The organism is Streptomyces sp. MCA2 (assembly GCF_023544705.1).
Taxonomy (GTDB): domain Bacteria; phylum Actinomycetota; class Actinomycetes; order Streptomycetales; family Streptomycetaceae; genus Streptomyces; species Streptomyces decoyicus.
The window spans coordinates 78,820-101,609 of sequence record NZ_JAMJFM010000034.1 but is presented as its reverse complement, the minus strand read 5'-3'; the positions used below and the strand labels follow the sequence as shown (position 1 = coordinate 101,609).

The 22,790-nt window shown below is 69.7% G+C and carries 20 protein-coding genes; 12 read left to right on the top strand and 8 right to left on the bottom strand.

Annotated elements, in window-relative coordinates:
• Nucleotides 1-377 precede the first annotated feature (377 nt).
• The 9 genes from M8I34_RS25960 (at nt 378) to M8I34_RS25920 (ending at nt 12,383) form a co-directional block, all read left to right on the top strand.
• Nucleotides 378-962 carry a hypothetical protein gene (locus M8I34_RS25960; RefSeq protein ID WP_250053019.1) on the top strand — a complete coding sequence of 195 codons (585 nt, stop codon included), beginning with the start codon at nt 378-380 and terminating at the stop codon, nt 960-962.
• A gap of 19 nt (nt 963-981) precedes the next feature.
• Nucleotides 982-3,651: a DEAD/DEAH box helicase gene (locus M8I34_RS25955; protein ID WP_250053016.1), complete on the top strand. Its 2,670-nt coding sequence runs from the start codon at nt 982-984 to the stop codon at nt 3,649-3,651.
• A 55-nt stretch (nt 3,652-3,706) separates the two neighbouring features.
• Complete coding sequence (locus tag M8I34_RS25950) at nt 3,707-6,058, top strand: Helicase associated domain protein (protein ID WP_250053014.1); 2,352 nt, start codon at nt 3,707-3,709, stop codon at nt 6,056-6,058.
• 102 nt (nt 6,059-6,160) lie between these two features.
• On the top strand, nt 6,161-7,012 hold the full coding sequence (locus tag M8I34_RS25945; protein ID WP_250053062.1) for a TnsA-like heteromeric transposase endonuclease subunit: 852 nt from the start codon (nt 6,161-6,163) through the stop codon (nt 7,010-7,012).
• Nucleotides 6,993-8,747 (top strand): hypothetical protein, encoded by a 1,755-nt coding sequence (locus M8I34_RS25940; protein ID WP_250053012.1) that lies wholly within the window; start codon nt 6,993-6,995, stop codon nt 8,745-8,747. Before M8I34_RS25945 ends, M8I34_RS25940 begins: the two co-directional genes overlap by 20 nt.
• Before the next feature lie 113 nt (nt 8,748-8,860).
• On the top strand, nt 8,861-9,847 hold the full coding sequence (locus M8I34_RS25935; RefSeq protein WP_250053056.1) for an ATP-binding protein: 987 nt from the start codon (nt 8,861-8,863) through the stop codon (nt 9,845-9,847).
• Entirely contained in the window at nt 9,844-10,797 is a 954-nt protein-coding gene (locus M8I34_RS25930; protein ID WP_250053010.1) for a TniQ family protein, read from the top strand. The genes M8I34_RS25935 and M8I34_RS25930 overlap by 4 nt, the downstream gene beginning before the upstream one ends.
• A gap of 300 nt (nt 10,798-11,097) precedes the next feature.
• The gene (locus tag M8I34_RS25925) at nt 11,098-11,913 is read left to right on the top strand and encodes a hypothetical protein (protein WP_250053008.1); all 816 of its coding nucleotides are present in this window, start codon (nt 11,098-11,100) and stop codon (nt 11,911-11,913) included.
• Nucleotides 11,914-12,062: 149 nt separating this feature from the next.
• Nucleotides 12,063-12,383 (top strand): hypothetical protein, encoded by a 321-nt coding sequence (locus M8I34_RS25920; protein WP_250053006.1) that lies wholly within the window; start codon nt 12,063-12,065, stop codon nt 12,381-12,383.
• An 83-nt stretch (nt 12,384-12,466) separates the two neighbouring features.
• Here the strand turns inward: M8I34_RS25920 and M8I34_RS41695 are convergent, their stop codons facing one another.
• Nucleotides 12,467-12,862, bottom strand: a complete 396-nt coding sequence (locus tag M8I34_RS41695; RefSeq protein WP_308372720.1) for a hypothetical protein — start codon at nt 12,860-12,862, stop codon at nt 12,467-12,469.
• 56 nt (nt 12,863-12,918) lie between these two features.
• On the opposite strand from M8I34_RS41695, the gene M8I34_RS25915 reads away from it, so the two are divergent.
• The 3 genes from M8I34_RS25915 (at nt 12,919) to M8I34_RS25905 (ending at nt 14,440) form a co-directional block, all read left to right on the top strand.
• A complete protein-coding gene (locus tag M8I34_RS25915) occupies nt 12,919-13,413 on the top strand; it encodes a TnsA-like heteromeric transposase endonuclease subunit (RefSeq protein ID WP_308372719.1) in 495 nt (164 codons plus the stop codon).
• Between the two features lie 41 nt (nt 13,414-13,454).
• Nucleotides 13,455-13,967 carry a hypothetical protein gene (locus M8I34_RS25910; RefSeq protein WP_250053004.1) on the top strand — a complete coding sequence of 171 codons (513 nt, stop codon included), beginning with the start codon at nt 13,455-13,457 and terminating at the stop codon, nt 13,965-13,967.
• Nucleotides 13,968-14,233: 266 nt separating this feature from the next.
• Nucleotides 14,234-14,440 carry a ferredoxin gene (locus M8I34_RS25905; RefSeq protein ID WP_250053049.1) on the top strand — a complete coding sequence of 69 codons (207 nt, stop codon included), beginning with the start codon at nt 14,234-14,236 and terminating at the stop codon, nt 14,438-14,440.
• A 31-nt stretch (nt 14,441-14,471) separates the two neighbouring features.
• Here the strand turns inward: M8I34_RS25905 and M8I34_RS25900 are convergent, their stop codons facing one another.
• The 7 genes from M8I34_RS25900 to hppD all read right to left on the bottom strand — a co-directional run bounded on the left by M8I34_RS25900 (nt 14,472) and on the right by hppD (nt 22,732).
• Nucleotides 14,472-15,638: a peptidoglycan bridge formation glycyltransferase FemA/FemB family protein gene (locus M8I34_RS25900; protein ID WP_284050805.1), complete on the bottom strand. Its 1,167-nt coding sequence runs from the start codon at nt 15,636-15,638 to the stop codon at nt 14,472-14,474.
• Nucleotides 15,639-15,646: 8 nt separating this feature from the next.
• Entirely contained in the window at nt 15,647-17,071 is a 1,425-nt protein-coding gene (locus M8I34_RS25895; RefSeq protein WP_250053003.1) for a cation:proton antiporter, read from the bottom strand.
• 295 nt (nt 17,072-17,366) lie between these two features.
• Complete coding sequence (gene dpgC / locus M8I34_RS25890; RefSeq protein ID WP_250053001.1) at nt 17,367-18,665, bottom strand: (3,5-dihydroxyphenyl)acetyl-CoA 1,2-dioxygenase DpgC; 1,299 nt, start codon at nt 18,663-18,665, stop codon at nt 17,367-17,369.
• The gene (dpgB, locus tag M8I34_RS25885) at nt 18,662-19,318 is read right to left on the bottom strand and encodes an enoyl-CoA-hydratase DpgB (RefSeq protein ID WP_250052999.1); all 657 of its coding nucleotides are present in this window, start codon (nt 19,316-19,318) and stop codon (nt 18,662-18,664) included. Before dpgB ends, dpgC begins: the two co-directional genes overlap by 4 nt.
• A gap of 11 nt (nt 19,319-19,329) precedes the next feature.
• Nucleotides 19,330-20,430 carry a 3,5-dihydroxyphenylacetyl-CoA synthase DpgA gene (gene dpgA, locus M8I34_RS25880; RefSeq protein ID WP_250052997.1) on the bottom strand — a complete coding sequence of 367 codons (1,101 nt, stop codon included), beginning with the start codon at nt 20,428-20,430 and terminating at the stop codon, nt 19,330-19,332.
• 167 nt (nt 20,431-20,597) lie between these two features.
• Nucleotides 20,598-21,674 (bottom strand): alpha-hydroxy acid oxidase, encoded by a 1,077-nt coding sequence (locus M8I34_RS25875; RefSeq protein ID WP_250052995.1) that lies wholly within the window; start codon nt 21,672-21,674, stop codon nt 20,598-20,600.
• Entirely contained in the window at nt 21,671-22,732 is a 1,062-nt protein-coding gene (hppD, locus tag M8I34_RS25870) for a 4-hydroxyphenylpyruvate dioxygenase (protein WP_250053037.1), read from the bottom strand. The genes M8I34_RS25875 and hppD overlap by 4 nt, the downstream gene beginning before the upstream one ends.
• Between the last annotated feature and the right edge of the window lie 58 nt (nt 22,733-22,790).

Below are 22,790 nucleotides of genomic sequence, written 5' to 3'. Positions count from 1 at the left end.
CGCTCCGCGGGAGCGTTCGCGGGATGCTTCGCATCCCGCACAACCGGGCCGCTGCGCGGCCTGGTTGACGTTCCGTTCGCTTCGCTCCCTGAACGACTCCGGGGTGGCCCCAGTGAACGGGGATTACGCTTCGCTTCAGCCCCTGCCGGACGGGTCGCTGCAACTCCCCGCCCAACAGTCCTTCCGGCTTCGCCTCCAGGACCTTCAAAACCCGCTGGCGCGGGCCGGCTGGCTACGGGGGTGGGGGGCGCTCGTTCGTGGCGAGTTCCAGTGTAGTGCATGCATCACGGAGATGCAGCATGTAGCCTTTGTGGAAACAAGGCACACCCTCCAGCAGCCTGGAACGCTCCCTCACCTTTCGAGAGGAACGACCGCAGATGAACGGTCACAGTGAATCTACCGGAGAAAAATCCGTGCTGAGCAGTGATTCCGTGCGCAGGGTGACGCAGTACCAGGCGGCGGGCACCAACGCCCGGTTGAAGCTGTTCGCACTCCTGAAAGCGCAGGGCGTGTCCGTGGCGGAGGCGGATGACCTGGTGGGCATCGCGGACCGGAATTGGTCGCGGCGTGGTGGCCGGTCGGCCGGGGCCGCTGAACTGGCTGTACATATCGCGGACGTGAGGCAGTGTGAGCGGGCCGGACTGGTGCGGTTTGAGGCGTTCGTCCGGGGGACCGGGCTGCTGCGCGCGCACCCGAACACCACCAAGCGGCGCCGGGTGCTGGAGGCGCTGGGTGAGGCCGGCGGTCTGTGCACGGTGCGGACGGTGGAGATGTCCAGCGGTGACGTCATCCTCTGCACGCGCGAGGCCGGGCACTACGACCCGGACGACCTGCCGGGGTTCAAGCGCGGGAAGTCGGATGGGACGCCCGGCGGCTGGCATCTCGCGAGTGGGTCGATCTGGAGTGACGCCGGTGCGGCTTGCTATCCGCACGCGGCCGTCTGGAAAACCACGGGATTTTAGGCATCGGGGAGGCGCGGAAATGTCAGCGATTCCGCTCAAGGAACACCAGGTAGACCAGAAGTCGAGTTTCCGGAAGTGGGTTGGATTCCCTGCAAGATCTTTTGTGCCTCCGGGGGGAGCGCGTGCCACCGGGGTGTCTGCGACCGGGTCTGGGAAGACGATCACGGCCGCTGCGAGCGCGCTGGACTATTTCCCCGAGGGTCGGATTCTGGTGATGGTGCCCACGCTGGACTTGATCGTGCAGAGCGCGCAGTCCTGGCGCCGGGTCGGGCACCGCTCCCCCATGGTCGCGGTGTGCTCGGTGGACAACGACCCGGTGCTGAATGAGCTCGGGGTGCGCACCACCACCAACCCGATCCAGCTCGCCCTGTGGGCCGGCAAAGGGCCGGTCGTCGTGTTCGCCACGTACGCCTCCCTGGTGGACCGTGAGGACCCCACCGACCCTACGGGGCAGCGGAAGGTTCGTGGGCCTGTGGAGACGGCCCTGGCGGGCGGAGAGGGGCTGTACGGCCAGTCGATGGCAGGGTTCGACCTCGCCGTCCTGGACGAGGGGCACATGACGGCCGGGGACATCGGCCGGCCCTGGGCGGCGATCCACGACAACGCCCGCATTCCCGTCGACTTCCGCTTCTACCTCACCGCGACTCCGCGGATCCTGGCCGCACCGCGGCCCCAGCGCGGCCGGGACGGCCAGGAGCTGGTGATCGCCTCGATGGAAGCCGACTCCCGCACCTACGGCACCAGAATCTTCGACCTCGGGCTGGCGGAAGCGGTGGAACGCTCGATCCTTGCCGGTTTCGAGATCGACGTGCTCGAGATCCGCGACCCGGAGCCCATTCTGGGACTGTCCGAGGACGCGCTGCGTGGCCGACGCCTGGCGCTGCTGCAGGCCGCGCTGTTGGAGCACGCCGCCACTCGAAATCTGCACACGGTCATGACCTTTCACCAGCGGGTGGAGGAGGCGCGGGCGTTCGCCGAGCAGATGCCGGCAACCGCCGCCGAGCTGCACGCTGCGGACGCCTCCGCAGCCGCTCTCGCCCACGCGGACGAGCTGCCAGACTCCTCCATCGACGCCGAGCTGTACGAGCTGGAGGACGCCCGGCACGTCCCGCCGGACCGTGTGTGGGCCGACTGGCTGTGCGGCGACCACCCCGTCGCCCACCGGCGGGAGGTCATCGGCCGGTTCGCCAACGGCATCAACGCCGCCGGCAAGCGGGTCCACCGCGCGTTCCTCGCCTCGGTGCGGGCCCTGGGCGTCGGGGTCGACATCACCGGGCTGCGCGGCGTGGAAGCGGTGTGCATCGTCGGTTCCCGCACCTCGCAGGTCGACATCGTGCAGAACATCGGTCGGGCATTGCGCCCGGATCCGGACGGCAGTGTGAAGACCGCGCGGATCATCATTCCGATCTTCCTTGAGCCCGGCGAGGACCCCAAGGACATGGTGGCCTCGGCGAGTTATCAGCCGCTGGTCGACATCCTCCAAGGCCTGCGCTCGCACTCCGAGCGCATGGTCGACCAGCTCGCCTCCCGCGCCCTCGCCCGCGGCACCGAGCACCGGCGTCTCCACGTCCGGCCGGCACCCGGCAGCACAGGGGCAGAGGGGAAGGAAGCGGAGGAGGCCGAGAGCGAGGCGCAGCGGGAGGTGGATCGCGTCGATGCGGTGGTGGTGAACTTCGCCCAGCCCCGCGACGCCGCCGACATCGCCGCCCTCACCCGCTGCCGCGTTATCCGCCCCGAGTCGCTGGTGTGGCTGGAGGGCTACCAGGCCCTGCGCCGCTGGCGCGCCGAGCACGAGATCACCGGCCTGCACGCCGTGGCCTACGACGTCGAGACCACAGCGGGAACCACCGACGCTTTTCCGCTGGGCCGGTGGGTGCACCAGCAGCGGCGGGCACTGCGGGCCGGCGAACTCGACCCCCACCGTAAGGAGCTGCTCGACGAGGCCGGCATGGTGTGGGAACCCGGCGAAGAAGCCTGGGAGACCAAGCTCGCCGCACTCCGCTCCTACCACCGAGCCACCGGGCACCTCGCCCCCCGGCAGGACGCCGTCTGGGGCGAAGGTGAGGCGATGGTGCCCGTCGGGCAGCACATGGCCAACCTCCGCCGGAAGGGCGGCCTCGGGAAGAACGCGGAGCGGGCGGCGCAGCGCGCACAGCAGCTGACCGCGATCGACCCCGACTGGAACTGCCCCTGGCCACTCGACTGGCAACGCCACCACCGCATCCTCGCCCACCTCGCCACCGACGAACCGGGCGGTGTGCTGCCGGCCATTGAGCCCGGCGTGTTCTTCGACGGCGACGACATCGGACGATGGCTCACGCGGCAAAGAGAAGCGAGCACCTGGGCCCAGCTCTCGCCCGAGCAGCGGGAACGGCTGACAACGCTGGGCGTGCAGCCCGCTGAAGCCCCGTCTCCTGCCCCGGCGGCAACACCTGCGGCGAAGGGGCCGGGCAAAGCGCAGCAGGCGTTCCAACGCGGCCTCACAGCCCTCGCACAGTGGGTAGAGCGGGAGGGTGCAGGCCGGCCCGTACCGCGCGGCCATGCTGAGGAGATCGCAGTCGAGGGCGAGACGGAGCCAGTGGTCGTCAAGCTAGGCGTGTGGGTATCGAACACCCGCGCGAGGCGGGACAGGCTCACCGGGGAGCAGTTGGACGCGCTACGGGGGCTCGGCATGGAATGGGCGGCGTAGAGGCAGTTGGAGGCCTGTGCCAGTCGCGCACGCCGGTGAAGCTGTGGAGTGGCAGGTGACGGATCCGTTTTCCCCGAGGCAGGTGGCTGGTGTCGTCCGGCTGGCCCCGCTGACAGGTGAAACGACGTTGTCATTCGTGAACCGGCTGGCCGCTCACTACAGCATCACCGTGACGGGCTTGTTGTCTGCGGTGGCGGGCCCTGGCGTGCGTGGTGTTTGGGGAAAGGGCTGTCTCGTCGGCGAGGTGTTCCTGGCGTCCGCGGTGCGGCGCCGGCTGGCCTCCCTCTGCCAGGTGCCGGAGGCGCATCTGTCCCGCGCGCTGCCTTCCTGGGATGAGGGCACTGACGTGAAGGCGAACGGTGGCCAGCTGAACGTGCGCTTCGCCTCTGGCAGCACAGTTTCTGCCGTCATGCTGGGATGCCGACTGTGTACGGCGGCCCGGACAGGCGCTCCGTGTTCTGCCCGTCTGTACTCCGATCTGCGTTCAAGGATCTGCATCAGGCACCAGTGCTGGTCCCTCGACTCACTGGCGCTGGACAGGGTCACGCTGGTCGAAGGCCAGGTGAGCCTGGCCGGGCTACCGGAGGTGATCCGTGCGCACCAGCGCCTTCTGCCGATGCTGTGCCGTAGGGGCTCGTGCGAGAGCGCTTTTGCCGTGGCCCAGGCGGTCGTTGCCTCCTGGTGGGGCGTCGACCGACGGGACGAAGTGATCTGGCCGGCGCGTCTTGGCCGTGTCTGTGCCGACCTTCCCGAGGGTGAGGTAGCGGTGCTCGCCCGGGACGTGGTGACGTATCCCGAGGCTGTCGCGGTCACGATGGTTCTATGTGACCGGCTGTGGCGACAACGCGTATTAGAGGACACGCATGGTCAGATGCCGCACACGCTGGCCGAGGTTCCCCGTCTGCTGACCGAGCTGGCTCGCCGTCTGGGCCGCCCGTGGCTGGTGGAGCAGCTTGCCTCCTCCAGCGCAGGAGCCTTGTTCGCGTGGGTGCGGGCGTGTGTGCGGCGGGAGCGCGGAGCAGTGCCCGAGGAAGACGTGTGGGCGGTTCCGGTCGCGCATCGGCCTCGTGGGCTTGCGGCGCAGCTGCGGGAGCTGCGTCTCCAGCACGTCGGCGGTGCTCCGGTGGGAGGAGGGCCGTCCCGTGCAGAGCAGGCGTATCAGGTCGGTTTGGCACACGCCCGTTCTTACGCGGCGCGTCACGGGCATCTCGCTGTTCCCAAGTACGGCCGTCACGAGGGTTTTGCTCTGGGAGCGTGGCTGGCCAATCAGAGAACCGGAGTAGCAGCGCTCCCCGTAGAGCGGGCACAGGCGTTGCATCGCATCGATCCCTGGTGGAATGGTCCCTGGCCCATCTTCTGGCGACGGACGTACCACCGCGCCCTGGTACACGTTCGAAAGCATGGCCTCGTCGACGCCACGGCGGGATTCCCTGGCACCAGTCTCGCCTTGGGCGAGTGGCTCTATGAGCAGTGTTCCCGGTACGACGACCTCCACGTGGGCCAGCAACGCCTGCTCGCAGATCTCGGGATCCGGCCCGCGCACGCGCGCTCAGCACGCCCTCGCCGTAACAGCCTTGCTCAGGCCTTCGCGGTCGGCCTGGACTACGCCCGAGCCTTTGCTGCCGTCCACGGCCACCTCGCCACGTCCAAGAGCACGCGGCAGGATGGTTTTCCTCTTGGGCAGTGGCTGATGAGCCAACGCAGCCGGGCCCGTATGGCGGAGATGGAAACCGACCGGAGCCGTGCGCTGTCCGCCATCGACCCGTGGTGGAACCCGCCGTGGCCCATGGCATGGCAACGCGCCTACCAGCACGCCCGCAAGCAGTGCGGCAGCAGTCAGCTGCTGGTGCCGGGGGATGGTTTCGCCGGAGTGGGGGCGTCTGCCGCATCGTGGCTGTACGCGCAGTGCGCCCTATTCGAAGAGCTCCACCCTCGCCAGCAAGATCTACTGCGGGAGATCGGCATCACCGCCGAGGCCACACAAGCAAGGCAGACCGCGCGGTACCGCCCCGCCGGCGCCCGGATCGACTTCGCCGTGGGCTTGGCCCATGCCCGGGACTACGCCGGCGTTCACGGCCACCTGGCGCTGCCGCACCCCGTCCAGCACAACGGGTTCCCTCTGGGCAGGTGGCTCACCAGCAAACGCGGAGAGGCTCGAGCCCACGCGCGCCGCACACCGGCTCCATGGCCGGGCATGCAGGCCCTCGCCGCTCTGGATCCGTGGTGGCTCCCTCCGTGGGCGTTCGCCTGGCAGCGCGACTACCACCGTCTGCGCCTCCTGCTCACCGCCGGCCTCGAACCACCGCCCAGGCTGCGCTCCTGGTTCAGCGAGCAGCTCGCTCAACGCCAGACCCTGTTGCCCGGCCAGCAGCGGCTCCTGCAGGAACTGAGAACCTTCCCGGTCTGACCACGGGTACAGGAGCTCGGCATCGCGACCGCCGTTCACCCGTTCGGGTGGCGGATCCGGATCACGGCGTTCAGCAGCCCGCCATGGACTTGGCTGTTGAGTGTGGAGGGGCACGAGCACAGCAGGCGGGTGCAGCAGGCTGCCGCAGGGGGCGACGGTGCGGGAATCGAGGCCGCGTTCGTCGCGGCCTCCGGGCGGTTGACGCAGTTGCCGTGGGATCAGGCGGCGTCGGTGCGGTTCGAGGACCTGGAGCCGGTATCCGCGTTTCCGGTCGTTCCGGGCCGCCGGTGGGGGCCGGGCTGGTGGTGGTCGGCGACCACCGGACGGCACGTCGTACACGGTTCGGCAGCAATGCGCACCCAGCTGATGGTCCTGGACCGGAATCCGGACGTGACCGGCCTGTCCGCTCGTCCGGTACGGCTGCTGTGGCGGGACGCGGCCGACGGGCGGGTGCGCTCGTGGGTGCCTCAGCTGTTTGCCCGGTATCCCGACGGCGCCGGCCTGCTCGCCGACTGCCCCTCCAGCCCGACTGCCGGTGGAGACGGGGCGCAGCGGGCGCGGATGGTCCTGGAGGCGGTGTGTGCCCGTGTGGGCTGGGCATACCGGCGCCTCGAGCCGCCTCCAGCGGTGGTGGCGGCGAACTTGCGGTGGCTTGCCAGCTACCGCCACCCACGCAATCAGGGCCCACCCGGGCTGCGGGCCGCACTGGCCGAAGCGTTCGCCGGGCCCCGGCCGCTGGCCGACGGCGCAGCCGCGGTGGGTGATCCTCTGCAAGTGCTGCCGGCTGCCTATCACGCGCTGTGGTGCGGGCATCTGACGACGTCTCTTGATGAGCCGCTGCACGAGGAGGCGTTGGTCTGCGCTGATGCAGAACGTGGTGAGGGCGTCGAAGAGCGGCTGGGCGCCGGGGGCGGCCGAGGGAGGGGTGAGCGCAGTGGGCGGCACACACGGTAAGGGCCAGCGGCCGGTGGTGGAGGTCGGCGCGCACGTCGCCTACCGGGGGCAGACCTGGCAGGTCGCCGCCCTGCAGGGCCAGCAGGTCTACCTGCTGCAGGAGGACGGCACCGAAACGAGACTGCTGCTGGGGCGGTTGTTCGCCGACCCGGGCTTCGAAGTAGTGGGCGCGCGGGCGCCGGACGCGGTGCCGCAGTGGGGACTGTTCGAGACCGTTCCGGTGGCGGCCCAGCAGCGGGCGCTGGCCTGGCTGCCCCACATCCGGGAGGTGGAGACCGGGTGGCCGCACCCTGAGGGTGGCCGTGACGGCCAGACGATGCGGCCGGAGTACGACCCCGAGCGGTGGACCCTGGCGCTGCGGGACGCGGCCAAAGCGAAGGAACTGGCGGCGCTCGGCTTCGCTCGGGTGACGCGTACGGCCGTCCTCGAGGACGGCAGCCTAGGCCGGCCGGAGCTGACCATCGCCGTCGACGTCGCCACGCGCTCCATCCTGGCCGCCGTCCTGCGCCCACACAGCACCAAAGCCGTCGATGCCGCCCTCCTCCTGGCGGAAATGGCCGTCCCCCACCCTGCCCGTCCCGGTTGGCCCAAGTCGCTGCATCTGTCGCGGGCCGAAGTGCCGTATCAGCGGATGCTGTCGCTGGACGAACGACTGGAGGGCGCAGCCGCCCGCCCGGTGATCGTGCCCGAGACGATCGTCGTCGACCGCGGGAAGATTTACCTCTCGCAGGGCTTCGTCGCCGCCTGCGAGACGCTCGGGGTGAGCGTGCAGCCCGCTCCACCGAGGCGGCCGCAGGCCAAGGCCGTGGTGGAGCGGACGTTCGGCTCGATCAACGACCTGTTCTGCCAGCACGTCGCCGGCCACACCGGATCCAGCCCCCAGCGCCGCGGCTCCAAGGCAGCGGCCGAGGCCCGGTGGACGATTCCGCAGTTGCAGGACTTCCTCGACGAATGGATCACCTGCGGCTGGCAGAACCGGCCCCATGACGGACTGCGCCACCCCGTCCTGCCCAAAACCGCCCTCACACCGAACCAGATGTGGGCCGCACTGATCACCATCAGCGGCTACGTGCCCGTCCCGCTCACTGAGGCCGACTACCTCGAACTGCTGCCGGTGCGCTGGCAGCCCATCACCGAACGCGGCATCCGCCTCGACTACCGCACCTATAACCATGACATCCTCGACCCCCACCGCAGCGAGCGCTCCCCCGTCGAGGCCAAGGACGGCAAGTGGGAGCTCCACCACAATCCCCACGACGCGCGCCAGATCTGGGTCCGTCTCACCGACGGCCAGCTCCACGAGGTCCCGTGGATCCATCGCGACCACGTCCACCAGCCCTTCAACGACAGCGTCTGGCGCCACATCCAGACCGAGGTCGAACAACGCGGAGACCGCGACCAGCACGAAGCCGACCTCGCCGACGCCCTCGACCAGCTCCTGCGCCGCACCCGCAGCTCTGCCGGGACAGAACACGAAACCGGCCGCCGCGAAAAACGTCGTGCCCGCAGTATGGCCATGCAGTTGCCAGACCTGCCCGGGCAGCGGCGCCCCCTCGACACGGAGACCACACCGGCTCCGGACCCTGACTGGAGCGAGAGCCTCGACGACCTCATCGGTATCGAGGTGGCAGCCGATGCCGGCACGAGCGAGCCGGAGGGCGCGAGCATGCGACTGCCGGCCGAGGCAGGCGGGTACGGACTGTGGGACGCCGAAGCAGAGGCCGAACAATGGTGAACACCCCACCGGACACGGACGAGGCGCCGACCACCAGTTCCCCGCCGACGGACCACTCTCCCGACGCCGCGGCCAGCACCGCCAGCGATGCCCTTGAGGCGCAGCGGCAGTCAGTGACCACCTGGGACGGCTTCCAAGCCTTCGCCACCACACCTGTGGCAGCCCCTCCCCCGCCAGGCGCGCCACCCCGCAGCCTGGAGGAACGCCTGGCCTACCACTCGCGGTTCGTCACCGTGCGCACCCCCGCCATCGACACCCTCGCCAAGAACGTGCGCACCCTGATGATCCTCGGTCGCCACCAGACGGTCACCGCACGGCCGTCGCTGATCGTCACCGGCCCCGCCGGCGCCGGGAAAACCACCGCCCTGCTCCAGGTCGGACGCGCCTGCCACCTCGCCCACACCCGCCGCCACGGCACTGCGGCAGCAGCCGGACAGGCCCCCGTCGCCTACGTCCTGGTCCCGCCCGCCGCCAGCGCCAAAACCCTCGCCATCGAATTCGCCCGCTACCTCGGCATCCCCGTCACCGCAGGCATGTCCCAGGCCCAGATCACAGGCGCCGTCTGCCACACCTACACCGCCGCGGGCGTCCAGCTGGTGATGATCGACGAGATCCACCGGCTCAACCCCCGCACCACCACCGGCGCCCAGAGCGCCGACCTGATCAAAGACCTCACCGAACGCATCGGCGCAACCTTCGTCTACGCCGGCATCGACGTCACCACCACACCCCTGTTCACCGGCGTACGCGGCGCGCAGCTCGCCGGACGCGCCTCCCTCATCGACTGCACCGCCTTCCCCGCCCGCCTCGGCGACGAAGAACCCTTCCGTAACCTCATTACCGCCATGGAGAGCGCACTAGACCTGCGCCACCATCGGCCCGGAGCCCTCCCCCGGCTGGCCCCGTACCTGCACGAGCGCACCGGCGGCCGTATCGGCAGCCTCGCCCGCCTCATCCGCCAGGCCGCGATCACCGCCCTGATCGACGGCACCGAACGGATCACCAAGACCACCCTCGACGCGATCCGCCTCGACCACCTCGCCGAACAGCACTACCGCCCCCACACGCGGCCGCGAAGCCGGAGTACCAGCACGTCGTGAGCCGGTCAGACGTCACGACCCGCGCCGCAGCAGGGGCTCACGCCGCACGGCGCATCGTCGTCGCGGGGGCATGGCTGCGGATCCCGTCAGCCGCTCCGGGCGTGCTCCGTGTACGGCCACTGCCCGGCGAAGCAACCGCCTCCTACACCCAACGCCTCGCCGACACCTACCGGCTGACTTTGCCCCAGCTCCTCGATAGCACCGGTATCACCCTTCACCGCCACGGCACCCTGCCCGCAGCCGAACTCCACCTAAACCACAGCGCGGCCCAGCACCTCGCCGTCCTGGCCCGCACCCCACTCCCCCACCTGACGCGCGCCCTGCCTCACCTCGCCCTGCTCGGCGACGCCCACGGCACCGGGGCAGCCGCGCGCTGGAAGCGGCTCGAGACCGAGCAGCAGCCCGTCCGCGCCTGCACCCTGTGCACCCGCCACCGCAGCCACGACGCCACCGACACCGCCTGGGGCCACCCGGCGCCGCACCGGCTGATGTGCCCACGCCACCAGCAAGCAGCCCCCGACCCACGACTCACCTCCACCGTCCACACCCAAGGCGTGCCCGAACTCGCCGCCGCGCACCACATCCACCAGCGCCTGCTACGACACCCCCGCGCCGCCACCGCCTGGACCACCGCGCGCGCTATCACCACACGCTGGTACGACCACCAGCAACACCTCACCCACCGCTGGCACACCCGCCTCACCCGACTGATCAACGACAGCCCCCACCTGGCCGCCACAAGCAGCGCCTCCCCCGCACTCCTGGCACGCGACCTGGTGACCTACCCGGAAACCGTTGGGCTGGCCCGCACACTCGCCGCGCTCCCGAACCGGCCACGCCACACCACCGACGACGCCCTCAACCTCCTCGCCCATCAACTCGGGCTCCCACACCTGCCCCTCAACGCGAACGATCCCCTCCGCATCTTCCTCACCCACACACGCCACTGACCGCCAAAACGAACCCCAAAGCCCGCAGAGAACACAGCCGCCTATAGACGTGCCACCACACCTACGAGAAACCCAAGATCAATCCCCCATATCTACCGGACCACAGGCCAAGCGCCCGAACAACCAAACCGAACACACCCACCAGCCCACGCCCATCACACCAGAACGCAACCGCTTCAGCCGCCCTGAGTCCCACCCAAAAGACGGAACACCAGACCAGAACAGCCCAACCACCTGAAGATCACTGGCCCGTCACAGCAGCAGGAGGGAGCCTTCGCCGACCCGCTGGTCGTCGCGGGGGTGGTGGCCGCTGCCGTCGACCGGCTGACAGACAACTATTTCGCCGTGGTCCTGCCCGCCAAGAACGCCTGCACAGATGCGGGTTCGGCCCTGCTCGCCGAGGCCGGCACGCTGCTGAGCGCCCAGGAGTTCTCCGACGAGCTGCAGATCATCGACAATGCCCTGGCCGCTCCCGAAGAGGCCGCGCAGCGCGTGCGCAGCCGTCTGCGTTCCCTCGCCCGCCATGGCGGGCGAGCGGCGTGGGACGAAGACGACGAGGAGCTCACCGCGCGGACGGCTGCGGTGCTGCGGGTGGCGCTCGAGGAGTTGTCCGAGCACCTCTGGCAGGACGTCGCCGCCGTGGGTGATGCGCCTCTTGGGCGGGGCGAGGGCCGTGTCCTGGGCTTGTTGCCGCCGATCACCTTTCGCCAGGATCAGCAGTGGCGGCGGCAGATGGCCCGCTGTTTCGACGACCTGGCCGCCGAACTCGCCGAGACGGGCACCGTCCGCCCGGGCTGCACCGGTGAGGAGATGGCCCTGCATCTGGGCATCGACCGGGCCAAGTCGCTGACGCGGGACCGGCCGCGCCTGGTGGCGGAAACGGTGGAGGGTCTGGGTGAGGACCGCCGTGACTTCGACTGGGACTGGTGCTCGACCGTGCTGTTCGAGGACCACGACGTCCTGATGCTCTTCGACGCCTCCCTGGACGGGATCGAGGACAGCGGCAACGAGATCAGCCAGAGCCTCGGACTTGCCAACCTCGCCGCCGCGGACTGGTTCGTGCCCTTCCGTCCCGGCCAGGCCCGCGACCCCGACCGCGGCTTCCGCCATTCCTGACCCCGGCTCGCCACCAGGCCCCGGGCTGTAGAGGGCAGCATGCCGCAGGCCGAGCCTTCCGCAGCAGTGCGGTTCTCCGGCTCAGCTGCAGGGGCCGGGACGGCTACGCTCGGGCTGCTGATGCGACCGGGCGGGGGAAGTGGTGGATCGTGGCCAAACGCGATGTGTGGGTACGCATCGGGGACGACCTGGTGCGTGGCGACACCATCGTGGGCATCAGCGTGAGCGATCCGCCCTACGGCTACGAGACGTTCAAGATCATGCTGAAGGTCACGGGGCACCGCGACCTTGTGTGGCTCGACTCCGGTGTCTACGAGGACGAGGAAGGTGCTGGGCGTGAGCAGGTCAACGCGCTCGCGGATGGCTTTGTCGACACGCTCGCGCGCGGTGCGGCGATGCCGTCCGGCGCCCTGATCCGGCTCGGTTCGGACGAGGACGACTCTGCATGGGTGTTGTCGTCTCTGGGATAGCGGCGAAGGGATCCGGGCGCCCATGGACGCACCCTGCGGCCCGGGCGGGAAAGTGCAGAGGTATGCACTGACAGCAGCCAACCTCAGGAGGCATCCTGGCCCCGCGCGGTCCAACCGGCCTCTCCGGCAGCACAGTTGACGGTTACCGGCTGGTTCGCCTGCGCGGCGTGGCCGGTATGACGTTGTGTGGAGTACGTGATCTTCGACAGCAGCCAGGACAGCGCCCAGTCCGGCTTACCCGCCGTCGCGCCCAGCGCCTGCCGGGTGCCGGAGCCGGGCGCGGTGGAGGCGGAGTTCGCCGGGTCGGACGGCACGCTGGTGCAGCGCCGCTGGACGGAGGCCGCCGTCGCGGTGCGTTTCGAACAGCTCCAGCCGGTCGCTGCGTTCCCGGTGGTGCCCGGTCGGCGATGGGGGCCGGGCTGGTGGTGGTCGGCCACCACCGCCCGGCATGTCATGCACGGCTCGCAGGCGATGTGCACGCAGCTGATGGTCCTGGACCCGCGATCCGCGTGTGGTGGGCCTGTCGGCTCGGCCGGTGCGGCTGATCTGGCGCGATCCGGGCAGCGGGCGGACGCTGACCTGGGTGCCGCAGCTGTTCGCCCGCTACGCCGAGGGCAGCGCCCTGCTCGCCGATTGCCCCGCCGCGGCGGGGCCCGCGGCAGGCCGTGCGGCGCGGGCGGCCGCGGTGCTTGCAGCGGCGTGTGCGGCGGTGGGGTTCACCTACCGGCGCCTGGTGCCGCCGGACAAGGTGGTGGCGGCGAATGTGCGGTGGCTGGCCGGCTACCGCCATCCCCGTCACCGCGACGCCGGCGGACTTGAGCAGGCGGTGCTGGAGGCGTTCACCGAACCGCGGCCGCTGATGGCCGGGGCCGCGGCGGCGGGCGAAGTCCTGACTGCGCTGCCGGTGCTTTACCACGCGCTGTGGAGCGGACGGCTGACCGCGGATTTGGAGCGGCCGCTGGGCGAGCACACCCTCGTCTCGCCCGGCCCGGCCGCAGGCGAGGCGGAGCAGGAGCAGCACGCAAGTTGAGCAGAGATGGTGCAACCACCCCTGGTGGGCGGTGTGTTGAGGTGGGCGCGCAGGTCACATTCGAGGACCGCAGCTGGCAGGTGGCCGCCCTGGCCGGGGGCCGGGTGTACCTGGCGGCCGATGACGGAGCCACCGCCTGCCTGATGGCCGCCCATCTGGTGGCCGCGCCCGGCTTCTCGGTGATCGGCACGGCCGCCGCGCAGCCTGTCGCCCCAGCACTGTGGGAGACGGTTCCGCTGGCGGCTCAGGAGCGGGCGATGGCCTGGCAGCGTCACATCCGCGAGGTCGAGACCGGGCTGCCCGGCGGCCCCGAAAGCGGCGCGCCGAGGCCCGAGTACGACCCGCAGCGCTTCACCCTCGCAGAGCGCGAGCACGCCAAGGCGCAGGAGCTCGCAGGGCTGGGCTGGGCCAGGGCCAGCCGGACCACGGTGCAGCGGATGCGGCTGGCCTACCAGCGCCAGGGACTGCTGGGGCTGGTGGACAAGCGGTCCCTGCGCGCCTCCTCCCCCAAGCGCCACAGCGAGTTCACGCACCCGCGGTTCAACGGACGGTAGCGGAGTCAACCCCTCCGACGTGGGGCTCCACTCGCCGTCGGCCACGCTCTTGAAGGTCCCAACTCCGAGCAGAAGTGGGCTCGTACGCCGTCGGTGGAACAGCTATGGGCAGCTGTCGGTTTGGCTCCGCCGTCGCGTGTGCGGTGCCGCATGCCGTTGGCTTCCAGCGCCGGGTCTGTACGGTGGCTGGTGTAACTCCCGAGTTGGAAGCGGCAGTTGGTGGCTGGCGTGTCCGGACCCACACAGAGAAGCAGGGAAGAACCATGATGCGTGTTGAGGTCGACGTTCCCAGGTGTGTTGCCTCGGGCCAGTGTGTGATGCTCGCCCCCGATGTCTTCGATCAGCGGGACGAGGACGGCTTGGTCGAACTCCTCGATGACACTCCGCCGTCTGAACTCCATGACGTCGTACGTGAGTCGGCCACGATGTGCCCGGGGGCAGCGATCCGGCTCGGGGAGGCGGAGGTGTCGTGACCGCCATTCCCGGTCGAGTCGTGTGTGCGGTTCAGCGTCCGCGCCGCCTCATGTAGAGGTCGAAGACCCGGTAGACCATCGGGCGCAGCGGCAGGTCCCACTCGCCGACGTACCGCGTCGCCTGGCCGCCGGTGCCGACTTTGAACTGGACGAGGCCGACGTGCGGGTCGTCGGCGTCGAGGGTGGGGGTGATGCCGCGCAGGTCGTAGACGTCGCAGCCGGCCGCGAGCGAGTCGCGGATCATCGCCCACTGGCAGGCGTTGGAGCCGCGCACCTCGCGCTTGGCGGTGGCGGAGGCACCGTAGGCGTACACCGCGTGGGCTCCTACGCGGACCAGGATGGTGGCGGCGACCAAGTCGCCCTGGTGGTGGGCCAGGTAGAGCTTGATCCGCTCGGGGTCCTCGGCGCTCAGCGCCGCGAACATGGTCTCGAAGTAGCGTAGCGGCCGGGGTGTGAAGTGGTCGCGCTCGGCGGTGTGGACGTAGAGGTCGTGAAACGCCTTCAGGTCTTGCGGACTCCCGTCGCCGGCCGTGACCTCGACGCCCTCCTTGGCCGCCTTCTTGATGTTGCGGCGCCACTGCTGGTTCATGCCCTTGAGCAGCTCGTCCTCGGTCTTGCCTGCCAGCGGGACCTCGTACTTGAACTGCGGATGTCCGACCCCGAACCCGTCCAACGGGTTCTGCGGCAGCCAGCCCGCGTCCTTCAGCCTGCTGCTCACGCGGGCGCCGACCGGGTCGCTCCCCTGTCCCGGCAGGTCGGTCAGCCGCCGGATGTCCGGGCCGGAGATGCCCTCCTTGACCTGGGCGGCGCTCCAGGTGTCCGTGCGCACCGGCGGGCCGAGCCGGATCGCGAACGCGCCGCGGGGCTTGAGATGGGCCGCCAGCGGATCGAGCCAGGCACCGATGTCGCCGCTCCAGTCGATGACCGGGCCCTCGGGTAGATACGCCAGCGTGTAGCGGTCGAGCCGCGGCACCGGGCGGTGCAGTACGAGCCCAGCACCGATCAGGCGCCGACCCTCGAACCAGCCGAGGGACTCGCTGCGCCACTCGGTCTTGACGCGAGCCCACGCCGGGGTTTGCAGAAAGCTGACCGACCGCTGGGCCCGCACGAACGCCAGGTGGTCGGCGGCGCTGATCGGCCTGACGACCGGCTTCCCGGCCGCAGGTCTCATGGGTTCGCTGGAGGGGGTGAGGGACATGGCACCAGTCAATGTAGTGGGGTGTTGCCCGGGCGTATGCGATTCTCGATACGCCGACGATATGTCACCGCCCGGCGGCTCACCGTCGGGTTCTGGCCACCACCGGTCGGCGCTGTTGTCGTCAGGGGGGGTGGTGCCGGTGCCGGAGTGGGCGCTTGGCTGCCGAGGTGCGTCTCCAGGTGTTTCGGGAGCGCCCGGCGGTACAGGGGCAGGGCCGCGGCGCTCGTGATGACGGCGACGATGACGAGGATCGAGAACACCGGCTTGGTGATCAGGCCCTGCGACAGGCCGATGTTGATGAAGATGATGATCATCATGCCGCGGGCGTTCATCAGCCCTCCCACAGCGAACGCCTCGCGCCAGCTGAAGCGGAGTGTCTTCATGGCCAGGGCGCTGCCGAAGTACTTGCCCGCGAGTCCCGCCAAGAGCGCGGCGACGCCGAACAGCAGGGTGTCGGCCGAGACGCTCCGCAGGTCGGTGGTGAGGCCGGACAGGGCGAAGAAGATGGGCACAAGGAGCGTGGAGACGGTGTCCATCATCCGGCTGTGCAGCGCTTGGCGGAACTGTGGGTCACGGGGCATGGCCAGGCCGGCGATGAAGCCGCCGAAGACCGAGTAGATCCCGATCAGGTCGGTGAGGTATCCGCAGACGATCGGGACGATGACGACGACGTACATCACGCCGGGGCTCAGCGTGCCCTGTCGGCCGGCGTGCCGCGCCAGCGGCCGCAGCAGCCGGGACACTCCGAGCAGCATCACGGCGGTGAACAGGATGCTGTAGCCGATCATGGGCATCGGGTCGGCGGCCCCGGAACCGGTGTGCACGGCCGTCAGCGTGGCCAGGAAGCACCAGGCCACCGCGTCGTCGATCGAGGCGGCGACCAGGGACAGCCGCCCCAGGCGGGAGTTCTGCAGACCCCGTTCGTACAGCATGCGGGCCAGCATGGGGAGCGCGGTGAGGGACAGCGCACCGCCTACGAAGAGGGCGAACTCCCACCGGCCGACGTCCTCGCGCGAGACGTCGTCCCACATCAGCAGGCCGACGAGACCGCCGAGGACGAGGGAGGGCAGGAACCCCGAGGCGGCAAGGACCGCCGGGTGGTGCTTACGATCGGACTCCGGCCGGCCGTGGTCGAGACCGGCGCCGACGAGGAACATGTAGAGCGTCAGCCCGATGGTGCTCAGGATGTACAGCACCGACCGTGCCTGCGCCGGGAAGACCTCCGCCTGGAGATCGGGCGCCAGCCGGCCGAGCAGGGTCGGACCCAGCAGGATGCCGGCCACGATCTCGCCGAGCACCCGCGGCTGTCCGAGCAGGACCGCGAGCCTGCCGAACACGGCCGCCGCCAGCAGGATGACCGCCAGCGCGGGCAGCACGTCGAGTGCCAGTTCGAGGTTGCGGTCGCTCGCGGCCAGGGACGTATGGTCCTGCATGGGAATGGGGTCTCCCTGAGTCGGGTGCCAAAGGCTGTCGTCAGTGGCGGATCACACAGAGATCGTCAGTGGCGGATCAGACAGAGATCAGACAGAGAACGGCCAGGGATCAGTCGGCGTCGTGCCCTGGCCGCACGCTGCGTCAGGTCGAGGGCCGTTGTGCGCGGACGGGGCCGCTCCCTGTTGCGGGCGCAACAGGGAGCGAGCGGGTGCACCACAGTTGGGTCTTTGCCGGATCAGGGCAGCCCGGTCCTTGATGGGGCGGCGTGGTCCTTCTCGACGTACTGGATGCGGTTCATGTCCGCGTCGCGGCGAACCGGCCCACCTTGTCGATGACGTCGGTGCCGTACAGCCGCAGTGCCTGCTGGAGCGCGAACTCCGCCATGTAGCGGCGGAATTCCTCGGGTGGTTCGTCGGACAGATTCAGCATCCGGCGGTTGGCGAGCACCGCTTCCCCGCCCAGCCGTTCCAGGGCCCGCTCGATCGCGGCGTCCAGGTCGGCGGGTTCGGCGACCTCGTCGACGATCAGACGGGCGTCCGGCTCGCTCGCCCACAGCCGTCGGCCGCCGAGGATCACCTGCCGGGCGGCGCGCGGGCCGACCGACCGGGTGAGGCGGAAGTTCGCGGCACCCGGGATGATGCCCTCCTTGGCGGCGGGCAGGCTGAGGAATGCGTCGGACGCGGCCAGCACATGGTCGAAGACGAGCAGCAGCTGGGTGCCGCCGCCGATCGCGAACGTATCGACGGCGGCCGCCCACGGCTTGGCCGCGTACGGCGGCCGCCAGTCGCCGTCGTCCAGGCGGAGCCCGCGAACGATCTTGTTGATGTAGCCGAGTTCGCGGCGGAGCAGGAACCCGACGAGCGGGATGTCGCCCGACGACAGGTACTTGAGGTTGATTCCGGCGCTGAACACGCGCTTGCCCCGGTAGCGCGGATGGCTCATCTCGCCGCCGCGTACGAACCCGACCTTGACGTCCTCGTCGAGGAGCGCCAGGTCGACCGCGGTCTCCATGTCCTCGACCTGCTGTTCGTCCTCGGCGTTGAGGCGGTCGCCGCGGCACATCGTCAGGTGGGCGACGCCGTCGCGCCGCTCAAGGCGAACGGCCTCGGTCTCCATCAGGCCGGTCCGCTGGAACTCCGGGAGCAGTGCGAGCGCCCGGGCGGTCGGTCGGAGCATCGCGTCGACCAAGTGCGGGCCCGTGACGGGTGAGCCGAGCACCGCCCGCAGGAAGATGCCCTGGTCGATCTCTCGGCCTTCCTTGTCCGCCTGGATCCGCGACCGCTCGTCCGCGAGCTGTGCCGCCGTCGGGACCAGGCCGGGGAAGACCTCGGCGGCCTGTGTGACCAGGGCTTCGATCCGCAGGTGGCGGCCGCGGGTGAGCCGGGCGTAGACCTCCTCGACGTGCTCGGCCAGGAACCGCGCGCGCAGTCGGCGCACCTCGTCCTGGGCGGCGGCGGCTTCGGCCCGCTGGCCGGGGGTCCGTCGAGTCGGCTCGGGCAGGGCGGCGAGCAGGTCGCCGACCCGCTCGGCCGCCTTGTGCAGTGCCTCCCCGGCGGCGGCGAGAGGGCCCGGAAGCGTGCTCGCGCTCGTCATGCGGAAGGTCCCCTTCGGCGCAGGGTGCGGTCGCAGGCGGCGAGGTGCCTGCCGAGCGCGTCCTCGAAGGTGGTCGAGCCGGCTTCGAAGATCAGTTGCCTGCGTATCGCCAGCTCCGTGCCGTCCACGGCTCCGGCCGCCTCGGCCAGGCCGGCCAGCGTCGGCGCCGGGTCCTCACTCACCTCGTCGACCAGGTTGAGCGCGAGCGCGCGGTCCGCCTCGATCGGAACGCCGAGCAGCACGGCCCGCCGGATGGCTGCCGCACCGGCCTGGTGGGTGAGCCGGTGCACGGTCATCCCCGGCCAGGTGGCATCGCCTGTCCAGGAGGGCAGCAGCCGGGTGCCGGGAGCGACGATGCGGACGTCGGCGGCGAGGAGGACGTCCAGTGCCGTTCCGGCGCAGTCGCCCGACGCCACCACGACCGTGAGCCGGCCGAGCCGTTCGAACCGGCGCACCGCCCGTTCCCATTTGGAGACCACGCCGACTGTCAGCTCCGTCCACCAGTCGGCCGGTGGGACACCCGTGGCGTGGACGGTGACCGGGCCGGGTTCCCGGTGGTCCTCGGCGCGGTCGCAGAGGTCGTCCATCTCCTTGACCGACTCGGCCGACAGTGGCTGGGTGCCGTCCAGGCGCAGCATCAGTTCGCCATCCATTTCCCCGCGCATCACCATTGGATCAGCGCCGTTTCGATCGAAGAGCCGGGTCCCATGGTCATCAGCACGCCGTAGTCGCCGGGCCGGGCGACGTCCTCTTCGGCGAGTCGCTCGTAGGAGAAGATGAAGGAGCCGCTGGAGAGATTGCCGTAGTCGCGGAGCACACCGGTGGTGTGCCGGGCGTCGTGCCGGCTCAGGCCGAGGTTGACCACGACGGCGTCGATCACTTTCTTGCCGCCGGAGTGCACCAGCCACTGGCTGATGTCGCTGCGGCGCAGCCCTGTTCCGGACAGCAGGCGGTCGACGACGATCTCGGCGTGCGCGCCGACCACGTAGGGAATCTGCGGGTCGAGGAAGAAGCTGAACCGGTCCTGGTCCCGGTCCCATTCGTAGCGCATCGCGTCGATCGCGTCGGTGATGATGTAGCTCGCGAACTTCAGTACGCGTGGACCGGGCACCCGCCCGTCACCGGAGGTGACGGCGAGGGCGGCGGATCCTTCGCCGAACAGGCTGTTGACCACCGAGGTCCGCATCGTGCCGTCCAGGGCGTACGCGGCGGAACATGCCTCGCTGCACAGGACGACGCCGAGTTCGCCCGGGTGTGCCGCGGACCAGCCCGTGACCACGTTGAGCGCGTTGAGACCCGCGTTGCATCCCATTCCCACGATGTCCGAACGGCTGCAGTGCGGGTCGATGCCGAGTTCGCGGATGATCAGTGCGCTCAGGCCGGGGGTCAGGTAGCCGGTCGAGGTGACGCAGCACAGGTGGCGCAGGTCTTCAAGCGTCGCTCCCGCTGACTTCAGGCATGCCTCGAGCGCACGGCACCCCATGTCAACAGCGATCTTCTTGTGTTTGTCCAGCAGATCACCCTGGGATTCCGCTACGCGCACTCCGCCGGGGCCCTGAGGCGGAAGCGTGAGAAAGCGCCGGTCGATCGCGCTGTTCAGGAAGACCGATCGGACTCTGGGATCTTTGATGTCGAGGATGTCGAGCAGCTCGGATTGAGAGTACGACGTGTCGGACACCGCGGTCCCGACCCCTGCGAACCTGGTGATCTCGGTCAGTCCGGTCAGAGCGGAAAGATCCGCGGCCGGAGCGATACTGGTAGTCATCGATACATCCAGCCCCATGTCCTGATCTTGCTTCGGAGCACTAGCCTTATCTGTGACGCGGTCACCAATCTCACCTTTCGTGAGTATTTTCGCGGGTATTTTTCGCGGGTATGTCGCCGTCGTGGCCGGGAGGGGCTCTGTCGCCGCCGGGCCCCTCCCGCGGAGCATCAGCCGGACCGGGGCCCTCTTGTGCTCAGCCCACCGATCGCGGGTACCGACTCGCAGCCCGCCAGGCCCATCGCGTCCCGGAGTTCGGCGGCGAGCAGGTCGAGCACCTGCCGGGCACCGTCCTGGCCCGCTGTGGCAAGGCCCCACATCACGGGCCGTCCGAGCAGCACGGCCGACGCGCCAAGGGCGACGGCCTTGAGGATGTCCGTGCCACTGCGGATTCCGCCGTCCAACAGCACCTGACAGCTGTCGGCGATCTCGGCGGCGATCTGGCCCAGTACCTCGATTCCGGGCACGGCGCCGTCCAGCTGACGGCCTCCGTGGTTGGACACCACGATGCCGCTGACACCCGCCTCGACGGCACGGCGGGCGTCCTCGACAGCGAGGATCCCTTTGAGTACCACCGGCAGGTTCGTGCGCGCGCACACCGCCGCCACGGAGTCCCAGTTGGCCGGGGCGAACTCGCGCGCGGTGTGGTCGGCCACGGCCGACACCCCTGGGGTACGGCGGTGCGCGGCCGCGGATGCTTCGAAGTTGGCAGCCCTCACCCACTGCGGCAGCGCGAAGCCGTTGCGCATGTCCCGCAGCCGCCGTCCCATCCACGGCACATCGGCGGTGAACACGATCGCCTCACAGCCGGAGTCCTCCGCCCTGCGCACCAGCTCCAGAGACCGTTTCTGGTCCCGCAGCCAGTAGAGCTGGAACCACGGCCGACCACCGACGGCGGCGATCTCCTCCAGAGGAACGCTGCTCATGGTGCAGATGGTGTACGGCACGCCGGCGTCCCGGGCCGCGCGAGCCGCCGCGAGTTCGCCCTCGGGGTGGAACAGCCGCTGGTACGCGATCGGCGCGACCCCTATCGGCAAGGCGGCGCGCTTGCCGAGGACTTCGGCCCCGGTGCTGCTTTCGGTCAGGTCACGCAGCATCCGGGGCACCACGAAGGTCCGCTCGAGCGCGGTGCGGTTGGCCACCAGGGATGCCTCGGTGCCGCTTCCCCCGGCGAGGAAGTCCCAGACCTGGCCGGGGAGGGCGTCTCGGGCGGCACGTTCGAACTCGGCCAGGCACACGTACGTCATCGCCGGACGGCTCCAGGCTCGCTCTGCCCGGTGCGTCCCAGCTCCACGGCCTCGTACAGGGCCTTGATGTTGGCGCTGCCGAACGTCTCCGCCCCCTGCCTCTCGATGATCTCGAAGAAGAGCGTCCGTCGCGGATGGGTGGAGGCGGTGAAGATCTGGAACATCTGGCCTCCGTGATCCTCGTCGGCGAGCACGTTCGTCGCCCGCAGATCGTCCAGTTGGTGCGTCTGTAGCGCGATCCGCTCACCGAGCATGTCGTAGTAGGCCGCCGGTGTCTTCAGGAACTCCACCCCGCGCCGGGACAGCGCCTTCACCGAGCGGACCGCGTCGTCGCTGTTGAATGCGATGTGCTGAACACCAGCCCCGTGGTGCTCCTTGAGGAAGTCGTCGATCTGGCCCGGGTCGGCCCTCCCGTCGGGCTCGATCAGCGTGAGGGTGACCGCTCCCGACGCGCTCTGTACGACGATGGAGTTCATCGCCTGGTCGCCGACGACGATGTGCTCCTCGAATATCTGCTGGAACCCCAGTGCCCGCTCGTAGAACTCCACCGTGGGGCCGAGGTCGCCCCCGTTCAGGCAGACCGCGAAGTGGTCGATCCCGAGCAGGTCCACCTCTGCATCGCGAGGGCCGTTCGCGTGCGGCGATGCGGTGGTGTCGTCGCTCTGGACCAGGGTGTGCACCGTATCGCCGTAAGCGACGATGGCGGCCGTGACGGCCGGTCCCTGCGGCTCCGCTTCGTTGAGCTGTGCCGGCTCTCGGACAGCGACTGCCCCGCCCTGCACGGCAGCCTCGAAAGCAGCGGCCGCGTCCGGGGTACGCAGCGCGATATCGGCCACACCGTCGCCGTGCGCCTGCAGGTAGACCGTCGCCGGATGACGATCCGACGTCGGCTCGGTCAGGACCAGCTTGATCGGCCCCTGGCACAGCGTGACGCTCCGGTGGTCCGCCGAGCGGCTCGTGCCGGCGACGGCGAAAGCGTAACTGTCCACCCAACCGAACGCGGCCTCTTCGAGATTCCCGACATACATTTCCACATATTCGATCTCGAAATTCTGCACAGCGCTCAAGACTTCCTCCATGAAATGGAACGGATAGATGCGCATTCACAGCATGACC